This window comes from Pseudomyxococcus flavus (assembly GCF_050038885.1).
Lineage (GTDB): Bacteria > Myxococcota > Myxococcia > Myxococcales > Myxococcaceae > Myxococcus > Myxococcus flavus.
Window position 1 is genome coordinate 1,542,601 of record NZ_CP143624.1, and the last position, 11,829, is coordinate 1,554,429.

At 69.8% G+C, this 11,829-nt stretch carries 11 protein-coding genes; 7 read left to right on the forward strand and 4 right to left on the reverse strand.

What is annotated here, in order from left to right; translation table 11 throughout:
* Positions 1-271: 271 nt before the first annotated feature.
* Positions 272-1,771, forward strand: coding sequence for a hypothetical protein (locus VZL07_RS06420; protein ID WP_426754458.1), 1,500 nt, complete (start codon positions 272-274; stop codon positions 1,769-1,771).
* A 102-nt stretch (positions 1,772-1,873) separates the two neighbouring features.
* Positions 1,874-2,539 carry a hypothetical protein gene (locus tag VZL07_RS06425; protein WP_426754459.1) on the forward strand — a complete coding sequence of 222 codons (666 nt, stop codon included), beginning with the start codon at positions 1,874-1,876 and terminating at the stop codon, positions 2,537-2,539.
* A 26-nt stretch (positions 2,540-2,565) separates the two neighbouring features.
* Here the strand turns inward: VZL07_RS06425 and VZL07_RS06430 are convergent, their stop codons facing one another.
* Positions 2,566-4,059 (reverse strand): carboxypeptidase M32, encoded by a 1,494-nt coding sequence (locus VZL07_RS06430; RefSeq protein WP_426754460.1) that lies wholly within the window; start codon positions 4,057-4,059, stop codon positions 2,566-2,568.
* A 70-nt stretch (positions 4,060-4,129) separates the two neighbouring features.
* Here VZL07_RS06430 and VZL07_RS06435 point away from each other — a divergent pair, with 70 nt between their 5' ends.
* Complete coding sequence (locus VZL07_RS06435) at positions 4,130-4,672, forward strand: hypothetical protein (RefSeq protein WP_426754461.1); 543 nt, start codon at positions 4,130-4,132, stop codon at positions 4,670-4,672.
* A gap of 2 nt (positions 4,673-4,674) precedes the next feature.
* Here VZL07_RS06435 and VZL07_RS06440 read toward each other — a convergent pair whose 3' ends face one another.
* The 3 genes from VZL07_RS06440 to VZL07_RS06450 form a co-directional block, all read right to left on the reverse strand.
* Positions 4,675-5,991, reverse strand: a complete 1,317-nt coding sequence (locus tag VZL07_RS06440; RefSeq protein ID WP_426754462.1) for a sensor histidine kinase — start codon at positions 5,989-5,991, stop codon at positions 4,675-4,677.
* Positions 5,988-6,431, reverse strand: coding sequence for a hypothetical protein (locus VZL07_RS06445; RefSeq protein WP_426754463.1), 444 nt, complete (start codon positions 6,429-6,431; stop codon positions 5,988-5,990). Before VZL07_RS06445 ends, VZL07_RS06440 begins: the two co-directional genes overlap by 4 nt.
* Before the next feature lie 108 nt (positions 6,432-6,539).
* The gene (locus VZL07_RS06450; protein WP_426754464.1) at positions 6,540-8,165 is read right to left on the reverse strand and encodes a peptide chain release factor 3; all 1,626 of its coding nucleotides are present in this window, start codon (positions 8,163-8,165) and stop codon (positions 6,540-6,542) included.
* 336 nt (positions 8,166-8,501) lie between these two features.
* Between VZL07_RS06450 and VZL07_RS06455 the strand changes: the two genes are divergently transcribed.
* The 4 genes from VZL07_RS06455 to VZL07_RS06470 all read left to right on the forward strand — a co-directional run bounded on the left by VZL07_RS06455 (position 8,502) and on the right by VZL07_RS06470 (position 11,828).
* On the forward strand, positions 8,502-8,639 hold the full coding sequence (locus VZL07_RS06455; protein WP_426754465.1) for a hypothetical protein: 138 nt from the start codon (positions 8,502-8,504) through the stop codon (positions 8,637-8,639).
* Between the two features lie 50 nt (positions 8,640-8,689).
* Positions 8,690-9,379: a response regulator transcription factor gene (locus VZL07_RS06460; protein WP_426754466.1), complete on the forward strand. Its 690-nt coding sequence runs from the start codon at positions 8,690-8,692 to the stop codon at positions 9,377-9,379.
* Positions 9,376-10,761 (forward strand): sensor histidine kinase, encoded by a 1,386-nt coding sequence (locus VZL07_RS06465; protein WP_426754467.1) that lies wholly within the window; start codon positions 9,376-9,378, stop codon positions 10,759-10,761. The genes VZL07_RS06460 and VZL07_RS06465 overlap by 4 nt, the downstream gene beginning before the upstream one ends.
* A gap of 164 nt (positions 10,762-10,925) precedes the next feature.
* Positions 10,926-11,828 (forward strand): helix-hairpin-helix domain-containing protein, encoded by a 903-nt coding sequence (locus tag VZL07_RS06470; RefSeq protein ID WP_426754468.1) that lies wholly within the window; start codon positions 10,926-10,928, stop codon positions 11,826-11,828.
* The last annotated feature ends 1 nt before the right edge of the window (position 11,829 follow it).

Below are 11,829 nucleotides of genomic sequence, written 5' to 3' on the forward strand. Positions count from 1 at the left end.
GGGCAGCCTCACACGTCAGGCGCTCGGCGGTGCGCCCCTACATGACGCAGCTGTATGACATTGGAACAGAACACCCACGAATCCTCGCGCTGGCCGATGCACCTGGACCTCTCGTCGCTCGAAGGATGTCTCGGGCATGTATTGCATGTGCGCGCCCTGTCCCACCGAACCCGGGGTTGCTAGGGTGTCAGGGCATGTCTGGATGTCCGTCGTGGCCCGCGAAGTGACCAGCACCGCCGTCCTGCATGCCTCGCTGTCGTGAGACTTTCGATTGAGCCATCCTTCAGACGCCTCCCGTCCCCTGCCTGCCCTCCGCATCAACCCGAATTTCGTTCTTGGCCAGCTCTCTCGCGCGCTGACGACGTCCGTGGAGCGCCCCGCCCCCGAGACTCGCGCAGGCAGCGTTGCGAAGGTGGCGCACTGGCTGAAGGTGGTCGAAGGCCTCATCTCTGGCGCGCTCGACGTCGGCTCCCGCACTCCGGTGGTGGGCATCCCCGCGTGGGCCACCCTGAAGGTGATGAAAGGTGGCTTCGCCACCGGTGGGCTCCTCGCCGAGGGACCGCTCGCCGCCCACGAGGAGGCGTGGCTGGAGCAGCTCGGCCCCGGTGCCAGTCACAACCCGCGCGCGGCCCTGAACGCATACTTCCTCAGTGACGAGGGGCTGGCGCTCCTCGGGGACATGCTGGCCACGGGGGCCTACCGCATCGACGTCCCCGAGGAAGGGGCTCTCCTGACCGCGGCATGGCTGCTGCGCCATGGCGACGCAGAGCAGGCGCGGGCCCTGCTCGAGGAGCTCGTGCCCTTCTTCTCCCGGCTGCGCTTCTACCCGGCGCCCCACGCGCCCTCCACAGAGGACGGGCTCCACGTCCACCTCCAAACCGTGGCGGAAACCACGAAGCAACTCCAGCGGGTCCACGTGCCCGTGGAAATCGAGCGGCAACGCGAGTCCGCCGAGGTCTGGACGCCGCTGTATGACCGGCTCGTCCAACTGTTCCTCGAAACGCGGACCTCGGAGGGGGTCTGCCAGCACTTCCCTCACGATTGGAGCGCACGCGGCAGGAAGCTGCTCGACGCGGTGGAGCAGGCCCGGACGAAGCACCCGCATTGCAAGTGGCCCCATCATCCGAAGAGCCACTTCGCGAAGCTGCGCAACGTACTCGCCCAGGCTGTGCGGGAACCAGCCGCGTTACCCCCGGGACAGCAGCGGCGAGTGCAGCATGTCCTCGACGACATCGCCCGTGTGCGCGGGCTGCCCGGCAGTGACCGATTGCGCTCGCTTCGCGAGGAGCAGCAACGCGTCGCGGCGCTGCCCACGCACCGGGACCTCGCAAAGGTGCTCCTGGTTCGACTCTTCGCCTACCCCGGCGACGAGGGACTCGACTCCCTGGACCAGGTGACGGGTCCGGTCACCGCGACGGAGGCATCCCGCCAGGGCGTGGCCGAAGGCGCGACGTTCCCGCCATCCCTGATTCGGAAAGTGGCACGCTGTGAGAACACCGCGCTCGAGGACCTCGTTTCGCGAAAGGTCATCACCTCCAGCGAGGTCCTGGCCAAGGTCCTCCCTCAGGTCTCCGCACATGTGGCGGCGCAGGGCGTGACGGACCCCGAGCTCCGGCGGTTGTACGGGCACATCTACGCTGCGTTCCGCCGGCGACGCTCGCTGCTGCTGCTCGACCTCCAATCCCAGGTCAAGCTCCAGGAGCTGCCCTGGGTTCGCGCCATCGATGCCCACCGCACGCCGAACCTGGGCCAGCAGGAGGTGGCGGCCTAGACGCTCCAGCGCCTCACCTCGCTGGCCCTCTCTGCGTTCCCCGACGTCCTCATCCCCAACAAGCTGCTGCAGGAGTTGAGGGCGTTGGCTCAGGCGGCGGGGTTGAAACTCCCGTTGGTGGAGGAACTGGCGGCGGACATCTTCATGAACGCGTTCTCGCCGAAGTTCGACGAGGCGGCACGACGGGCCGCGGCCTTTGTTCAAGGTAGCCTCTACGCGCGCTATTACGACCTCCCCATGGAGTCATTGCTCCAGACAAACCCTGCGGGTTTCGCCCAGCGCTGCCTGCAACGCGCCCAGGCGGAGGGGCACCAACCCGGTGGGGTCAGCAGCAATGGGATGGTTATCGAGCAGGCTCAAATCCTGACCACGCACAACCTGGCCATCCTGTTCGAGGCCCTGGACCTCACGCGAGCGCTGCGGCCACAACTGCCCGAGCTGGCTCGCCGATGCTTCGTGAGCGTGTGTCAGTTGCTGCTGCTCGAAGTCCCTCGCTACCAGCACCGGCTCCGCAACATGAAGAACGCCGCCTACGCATGGCGACAGATGGTGTTCTTCCTCTCCCTGCTCTCGCAGCCCGAGCAGGAGTCCTTCGGGAGCTGGGCCCAGCAGCACCTGGATGCGCAACCGCGCCAACTGGCGTCCCGGTTCGCCCCGGCGCTCATCCGGCTTCTGGCGGTGATTCAAGGGCAGGATGCGCCACAGCCCGGCCGGGTCTTCCTCGGCTGGGCCGTTGGCTCACACTGGCTCCTGAAGCCCACGGCCTGAGCGGCGGCTCGACCGAAGCAAGGCCTCTAAAGCGAGACACCGTAGAGCGCGCCGTACTTCTCCTTCAGGTACGCCAGGAAGTCGGTGTCCGTGAGTCCCTGCCCCGTCACCTGCTTCACCCGCTCCTCCGCGGAGAGGCGGAAGCCGTGCTGGTGCACATGCGTGCGCAGCCAGTCGCGCAGGGGCAGCAGCTCGCCGCGCCCGAGGTGTTCCTCCAGCGCCGGCAGGTCGCGCTTCGCGGCGCGATAGAGGGACGCCGCGTACAGGTTGCCCAGGGAGTACGTCGGGAAATAGCCCAGCTCGCCCCAGGCCCAGTGGATGTCCTGGAGCACGCCCTGGGTGTCATCCGGCGGGGTGATGCCCAGGTACTTCTCCATGCGCGCGTTCCACGCGGCGGGCAGGTCCTCCACCGGCAGCTCGTCGCGCACCAGCAGCAGCTCCAGCTCGTAGCGCAGCGCGATGTGGAGGTTGTACGTCACCTCGTCCGACTCGATGCGGATGAGCGACGGGCCCACGGCATTCACCGCGGCGTGGAACGTCTCCACGTCCGTTCCGGACAGCGCCGCCGGGAAGGCCGCGCGCAGCACGGGGAAGTAGTGCCGCCAGAACGGCAGGCTGCGTCCGACGATGTTCTCCCACAGCCGGGACTGGGACTCGTGCAGCCCCATGGAGGGCGCGGCGGCCAGCGGGGTCCGGTGGTGCTCGGGCGCGAAGCCCTGTTCGTACAGTCCGTGGCCGGCCTCGTGGATGGTGCTGAAGATGGCGGGCAGCGGCGAAGACGTGTCCACGTGCGTGGTGAGCCGCACGTCCAGCGGGTGGGTTCCCCCCGTGAAGGGATGGATGCTCAGGTCCTGCCGGCCCGCCTCCAGGTCGAAGCCGATGTCCTTCAGCAGCCGCAGGGTGAAGGCCCACTGGGCGTCCTTGTCGTAATGACGCCCCACCAGGAAGGGCGCCACCGGCCGGCTCACCGCCGTGAGCTTGCCCACCATGGGGATGAGGTGCTCGCGCAGCGCGGACAGCACCGGCGTGAGCCGCGCCACGCGCATGCCAGGCTCATGCCCCTCCAGCAGCGCGTCATACCGCTCCCCGTCATGGCCGTAGGCGTCCGCCTGCTCCCGGCGCAGTGTCAGCAGGCGCTGGAGCGCGGGCTGGAATACGGCGAAGCGCCTTGCCTGCCGGGCTTCCCGCCAGGCCTGGATGGCGTCGCTGACGGCCCCGGCGAGCGCCCGCACCAGGGAGGCGGGGACGCGCACCTCCCGCTCCCGCTCCCGCGTCAGCACCGCCACCATGGCCCGGGCATCGTCGGACAGGTCCTCCTGCGAGGCGGCCTGGGCCAGGGCGTCCCCCAGCCGGGGGTCCACGAGGCGCTCGTGGTGAAGTCCCTGCAGGGTGGCGAGCTGGTGGGAGCGCGCGGGCCCCGCCTTGGAAGGCAGGTACGTCTCCATGTCCCACGTGGCCAGGCCAATGAGGCCCTGAAGGTCGCGAAGCTCCTGCATCCGGGAAAGCAGCCAGGTATCCATACCCGAAGTCATAGCCCGCTTCGCGGCGCACTATCGCGAAAGACGCACTCGGGAGTATGAGGGCTGCGCGATGGCCAACGTCATTCAGTTCTTCATGTCCCCCGACGACGAAGTCGCCTTCTTCCGCTTCCTGGAGCGCTTCGTCCTGGAGGTGTACCCCCGGCGCGTTCCCCAGGACTGGGAGACCTTCCGTGCGAACGCGGAGAACATGGACCGGCTGCCCCCGGAGGAGCTCTACATGGTGGCCTCCGAAATCGGCGGCGCCATCGTCGACAAGGTGAAGCGAGGCCCGGACAAGGGCTTCTGGCGCATCGACGAGGTGCGCTCGCCCGTCATCTTCATGGAGCGCTGCCGCCCCAACGAGGAAGGCGAGCTGCTCAGCGGGAAGATGTGGGCCGAGCTGGACGTCACCGCGCAGACGGGCCGGAAGAACGCGGCGCCCGACAAGTTCCGGCGCCTGTTCCTCGAGGTCGAGGAGTACATCAAGAAGACGTACCGCAAGGGCGAGCCCAAGGGCTTCTACGTGGGCCCGAAGACGGCGCGCCTCTGCAAGGAAGGCCTGGTGCTGCGGGACTCCGCCTTCCGCGGCGGCACCGTCACGCCCTATAAGTAGCCTCAGGGCGAGGCCACGGGCAGGGTAAAGGAGAACGTACTCCCCTGCCCCTCCTGGCTCTCCACGTCGAGCGTACCGCCATGCGCGGTCACCAGGCTCCAGGCGATGCTCAAGCCCAGCCCCGTGCCGCGTCCCGAGGAGTGACCGGCCCGCCAGAAGGGCTCGAAGAGGTGCGGCGCGTCCTCGGCGGGAATGCCCGGTCCGGAGTCCTTCACGGAGAAGCGCACCCACCCCACCCCCGCCGGACGAGCCGCCACCGAGATGGCGCCCCCATGGGGGGTGAACTTGATGGCGTTGCTCACCAGGTTGGCGAGCACCTGGAGGATGCGCTCGCGGTCCGCCAGCACCGGAGGCGTCCCGGGCGCCACCTCCACCGTCAGCGCCTGCCCCTTCTCCAGGGCGAGCGGCCGGAGCACCTCCATCGATTGATGGAGTAGCGACTCCACCAGCTGGAGCTGGAGCGTGAGCGGCGTCGGCATGCCTCGCAGGCGCGCCCGGTCCAGCAGGTTGCCGATGAGGCTGCTCATCTGCTGCTCGGCCAGGACGATGTTCTCCAGGTAGCGCCGCCGGCGGTGCTCCTTCTCGGGCGCGGTGCCCGCGTTCAGAATCATCTCCGCGTTCATCCGCACCGCCAGCAGCGGCGTCTTGATGTCGTGGGAGACGACGGTGAGCAGCTCGTCGCGCCAGCGGACGGCCTCCTGCGCCTGGAGGAAGAGCGCCTCGGCTCGCTCGCGCAGGCGGACCTCGCGGCGCAGCACGTGCTCCTTCGTCAGGGCCACCGCGAGCAGGTTCGCCACCGCGTCGAGGAACGCCAGTCCCTCCTCCCGCAGCGCCTCCGCTTCCACGTGAAGCGCGCCGAAGATGCCGCCCTTCGACACCAGCGGGAGAGTCACCGCGCCTGGCACCGTGGCGGGCCCTGCGCCGAAGGGGCCCGGCGGGACGTCCTGCCCCTGGAGCTCCACGCGCTCCACCCCCACCAGGTATGCATACGTGGCGGCGGCATGCGCCATGGCAGGCACCGACGGCTGCCACGCCGTCACGAGCGGGCGCGCGGGGACGGCGTCTCCCACGGCATCCACCCCCTCCAGCAGGAGGGCGCTGCGCACGGGTAGCCAGCGCGCCACCCGCTCCATCAGCACGGGGAAGCGCCCCGCGACGCTGTCGGCGGAGCTGAGCAGCTGGCTGGCCTCGTGGACGTGCGCCAGGTAGCGACGGGCCAGCTCGCGCTCGCGCGGCGGCCCCCTGCGAGGCCTCCTCCGGGAAGCAGGCCCGTCCGCGTTGGCGGGAACGTCCCCCTCTGGATGCAGGGGCTCCTTCATCGCGAGCGCTCCTGCGCACCCGTCCGAGACGCCCCCCTGACACTCCGCACGTCGAGCAACGCTCGATGGAGCGAGGAGGACAGGACCTCTCCAGTGAGCGCCCCGAGGACGCACAGCCACTGTTCGACCAGGAACACCAGCGACTCCTCCAGCCGCCCCGCGTCGAGTTGCTCGGCGACGGGGCGCAGCTCCCCGAAACGCACCCCCTCTGGCCGGACGATGAGTGCCGACAGGTGGGGATGGACCTTGGCCCCCTGCTGGAGCACGCGCTCCGTGACGGCCATCAGGGTGACCCTGCCCAGGGTCGAGTGGCCACGGCGCCAGAGTCCTCGAAACGCCCGCTCGAACAGGTCCAGCAGCGCCTGGGAGGATGCCAATACGGGCCAGCCCTCGCGCCAGGCGCGCACCACCTCGTGCGGTGAGAGGTTCCGCTCGGACATGCAGTGGGCCGGGCTGTGGCGCGACGGAGAAGGCCCCCTTCGATTAACGAAGGCCCCCACGAAAGTCCACTCGTGGGGGCCTGGGTCCAGGCGGGATGCCCGCGGGGCTCAGGAGCCCGTCGCCACGGCGGTGGCCTGCCGGAGCTGCGGCGCCTCGGAGAGGAACTTCAGCTCCGGGTGCTTGTCCTCGGCGTGCTGGAGCGCCCAGTCATCCCGGAAGAGCACCAGCGGCAGGCCGTCCCGGTCCTGCACCGTCTGGCGGTTGCCTTCCCAGTCGAATGCCTTCGGGTCGAAGTTGGGGCCCACCACCCAGCGCGCGTGGCTGAAGGGCAGCCGGTCCAGCGCAATCTTCGCGCCGTACTCGTGCTCCAGCCGGTACTGGAGGACCTCGAACTGGAGCGCGCCGACCACGCCGACGATGGGGTCCTTCATCCCCATCTGCAGCTGCTGGAAGATCTGCACCGTGCCCTCCTCGGAGAGCTGCTCCAGGCCCTTCTCCATCTGCTTGCGGCGGAGCGGGTCCTTGCTGCGGACGACGGCGAAGAACTCCGGGCTGAAGCGCGGCACGCCCTCGAACTCCACGCCGGCGCCCTCCGCCAGCGTGTCGCCAATGCGGTACTGCCCCGGGTCGAACAGGCCGATGACGTCTCCGGGCCACGCATCCTCGATGGAGGTGCGCTCGGCGGCCATGAACTGGCTCGGCTTGGCCAGGCGGACCTCCTTGCCCAGCCGCGAGTGGAAGGCGCTCATGCCCTTCACGTAGCGGCCGCTCACCACGCGCATGAAGGCGATGCGGTCGCGGTGCGCCGGGTCCATGTTCGCCTGAATCTTGAAGACGAAGCCGGCGAACTTCGGGTTCGTGGGCTCACGCGGCCCCTGCGTCGTCGGCCGCGGGGTGGGCGCGGGGGCCAGCTCCAGGAAGGCATCCAGGAACGGACGCACGCCGAAGTTGGTCATCGCGCTGCCGAAGAACATGGGCGTCAGCTGGCCCGCGTCGCTCTTCTCGCGGGTGAACTCATCACCGCCGATGTCGAGCAGCTCGATGTCCTCGTGCAGCTTCGCCAGCTCCACGTCGGTGAGGACGCGCTTGATTTCGTCCGAGTCGATGGAGACCGAGCGCTCCGTCACTTCCGACTCGCCGTGCGAGCCCTCGGCGGAGAAGACGTGGACGACGCGCGCCTGCCGGTCGTAGACGCCGCGGAACTCGGGCCCCATGCCGATGGGCCAGTTCATCGGGTAGGAGCGGATGCCGAGCACCTGCTCCAGCTCGTTCATCAGCTCCAGCGGCTCGCGGCCGTAGCGGTCCAGCTTGTTGACGAAGGTGAAGATGGGGATGCCCCGCATGCGGCAGACCTTGAAGAGCTTCTTGGTCTGCGGCTCCACGCCCTTGGCGGCGTCGATGAGCATCACCGCCGCGTCCGCCGCGGCCAGGGTGCGGTAGGTGTCCTCGGAGAAGTCCTGGTGGCCCGGGGTGTCGAGCAGGTTCACCGCGTGGTCGCGGTAGACGAACTGGAGGACGGACGAGGTGACGGAGATGCCGCGCTCCTTCTCCAGCTCCATCCAGTCGGAGGTGGCATGCCGCCGCGCCCGCTTGGCCTTCACGCTGCCGGCCAGGTGGATGGCGCCGCCGTAGAGCAGCAGCTTCTCGGTGAGGGTCGTCTTGCCCGCGTCGGGGTGGGAGATGATCGCGAAGGTGCGCCGCCGGGCGACCTCCCTGTGGAGCTCGTTCGTCATGACCCGGGGCCAACTATCACGGGCGGTGTTTCCTTGCAGCTTGCAAGCAGCGCTTGCCGCCCGGCCGGGGGCCCGTGCAAGGCTGCCGACCCCCACCTACCCCTGGAGACTTCATGAAGCGCACCCAACATTCCACCGGTACCCCCTGGGAGCCCCGCGTGGGCTCCTCGCGTGCCGTGCGTGTGGGGGCTTTCGTCTCCGTGTCCGGGACGACCGCCAGCGACTCGAACGCTGAAAGCGGACGGTAAAGCGGCCCTCCGGGCGTGCGCCGTCCTCCACAGTCCCTCAACACTTCTCCCGCAGGGTGGGGCCCTCGAAACAGCCAGGGGGGCCCACATGCCGAGCCTCAGCAGGCCGTTCAAGAAGCCCGTGAAGGAGGGCAACACGGTGGCCGGCACCGCCGCGGATACGGCGGGCACGGTGACGAACCCGGTGAGCGCCACGGTGGGCGATGGCGACACCGGGGTGTACTGAGCAGGCGAAACCGTGAACCTGGTGACGGGGCCCGTCCGGGTAGAGCATCCATGAACCCATCGGCGCACATCCTGGTCGTGGAGGACGATGCGCCCATCGCCGCGGGCATCGTTCGGGGCCTCAAGCTCGCGGGCTTCCAGGTGACGCTCGCCACGGACGGAGCGCTCGCGCTCGAGGTGGCCGAGCGGGAGCGTCCCGCCCTGGTGGTGCTGGACCTCAACCTGCCGGGAATGGACGGCTTCGAGCTGCTGGAGGCCTGGCGCTTCCGGCTCCGCGTCCCCGTCATCGTCCTCACCGCGAGACAGGAGCTGGAGGCCCGGCTGCGCTCCTTCGGACTGGGCGCGGCGGACTACCTCCCCAAGCCCTTCTGGATGGAGGAGCTGGTCGCCCGCATCCGGGCGAGGCTCCTCCTCCAGGAGGAGCGCCCGCGACGCATGCTGCACTGGGACGACGTGAGCCTGGACCTCGACGCCCGCGAGGCGCGTCGTGGAGACTCCGACCCCGTGCCACTCACGCGTCACGAGTTCGACGTCCTCGCCTACCTCGCGGAGCGCCCGGGGCGCGCCCTCACACGCGCCCAGATTGCCCAGCACGCATTACCCCCCAGCGAGGAGCGCGATGACCGGACGGTGGACTCCCACATCGCGCGCATCCGCAAGAAGCTGGGCCCCGCGGGCGCGCGCATCCAGACCTCGTGGGGGATTGGCTACCGGTTCGCCCCCGACGAGGAGCCACGGTGAGGCTGCGCAACCGGCTGACCCAGCGCATCCTCCTGGCCTCGGCGCTCCTGGGGCTGATGGGAACGCTGGGCGCCTCCTTCCTCGCGATCGTCGTGAGCGTGAACGCCGCGCTGGTGCATGGCATGCGGCTGTCCGCCTCGCTCGTGCACGCCCCCCAAGCCTCGGCGTGCCAGACGACGCCAGGATGGCGCTTCCGGAGCCCCGACGGCGTGGAGGTGGAAGCCTTCGACCTGTCTCGCGTGGGAGCTGGGTCTCCCGGTGGACGGCCAGACCCCGAGCTGCTCGCACGGCTCGCGCAGGGCGAGCGCGAGCCGACGGTCCTCTACCTCCCGCTCTTTCAGCCGGACGCGAAGTGGGGAGGGGCCTCGCTGCTGAAGCTCGCGGAGTCCGGTCCTTGCAGTCTCCTGGAGTTCCGCTGGCCGCTCATGCACGAGCGCGCCACGGTGGGGTGGTGGGCCTTCATGTCCGCCATCGTCTTCACGACACTCGCGGCGACACTGTCCACCTTCGTCGTCGTCCATCCCCTCCTCCAACGCCTCCGCCGCCTGCACCGCGCGGCGGGAATGCTCGGGGCCGCACGATATCGCTCCGCCGCGGATGGCCTGGACGATGAGCTGGGCGAGCTGTCACGGGTGCTCGACGAGACCCATGAGCGTGTCCAGGCGGACGCCACCCGCATCGAGGCCCAGAAGCACGCGCTGGAGCGGCACCTGGCGGACGTCGCGCACGACCTGAAGACGCCCATCGCCTCGCTCCAACTCTCCCTGGAGCTGGCCTCGGCGTCCCCCAATGAGCCGACCGCCACGCTCTTGCGGCAGGGCATCGAGGACACCGTCTACCTCACCGCCCTGGTGGACAACCTCCATCTCGCGTGCCAGCTGGGAGAGGGCGTCGACCCGACCGCGGGCGAGCCGCGCGTGGAGCTGGGCCAGACGATGGAGCGCGTGGTGCGCAGGCTCCAGCGGCTCGCGCGCTTGCTCGGGCTCACCGTGGAGTGCTCCCGGCCCGACGAGCCGCTCTGGGTGCGCTGCAACCCCACGATGCTGGAGCAGGCCCTGGGCAACCTGCTCCACAATGCCGTCACGCACGGCGAGGAGGGGGGGCACGTCGTGGCCGTCCTGGAGGATGGAGCGCCCGGGTGCTTCCGGCTCACCGTGCTCGACGACGGGCCCGGACTTTCGCCCGACGAGCTCGGGCGCTTGGGGGAGCGTGGGTTTCGCGCGCACGCCACCCGGCGACGGGCGCACCGGGGCAGCGGGCTGGGCCTCTCCATCGTCCGCGAGCTGTGCCACCGCGTCGGCTTCTCACTCGCGTTCATGCCCAACGAGCCCAGGGGCCTGAGGGTCGTCATCGAGGGGCCTCGCGCCACCCCGAACGAGTGACGGTGAGCAGCCCGGAGCCTGGAGCAGGCGGAGAAGCGGATGCCTGCTGAGGGCAGCCGGCAAGACAAGCGCCGAGCTGCTCGCCATGCGCTCCCAGTGCCATGCCTGGCGATTCACGACAGGGGTGGCCACCGCCATGTGGCCGCCCCACCTTCAAGGCAACCATGGGCGTTGCCTGGAAGGACAACATCGATGTCGCCGACACGCTGGAGCGGGTCGCGGACCTGCTGGAGGAGCAGGACGCGATGCCCTTCCGTGTCGGCGCGTACCGGAAGGCAGCGGACACCATCGCGAAGTGGCCCAAGCCCGTGGCGGAGCTGCTGGCCGAGGAAGGCGAAGCAGGGCTGCGCAAGCTGCCGGGCGTGGGGAAGAGCATCGCGGCGGCGATGGCCGAGCTGATTCGCACGGGCCAGCTCTCGCTGCTCCAACGGCTGGAGATGGAGCACTCGCCGGAGCAGCTCCTGGCCAGCGTGCCGGGCATCGGCGCGGAGCTGGCGCGCCGCATCCACGACGAGCTGGGCATCCGTTCGCTCGAGGAGCTCGAACAGGCGGCGCACGACGGACGGCTGGAGCACGTGGAGGGCTTCGGCCCCCGGCGCAGCGAGCAGGTGCGGGAGCTGCTCGGCGCTCGGCTCGGCAGGGAGCGGCGCAGCGCGGCGCGACGGAGCGGGGGGCGCGACGAGGGCCCGCAGCCCGACGTGGGGCTGCTGCTCCAGATGGACGAGGAATACCGTCGGCGCGCGGCCGCGGGCGAGCTGCGCCGGATTGCGCCGCGCCGGTTCAATCCATCCGGCGAGGCCTGGCTGCCCGTGCTTCGCCGGAAGCTGGACGGGTGGGACTTCCGCGCCCTCTTCTCCAACACCGCGCTGGCGCACCAGCAGAACGCCACCCATGACTGGGTGGTCCTCTACTTCGACAAGGACGGCGACGAGGGCCAGTGCACCGTCGTCACCGCGCATGGCGGTCCGCTCGACGGGCGGCGCGTGGTCCGCGGACGTGAGGTGGACTGCCTCGCGTACTACGGCGTGGAGTCCGAGGAGGTCGAGGCCCCGCAGCCCGGAGCCTGAC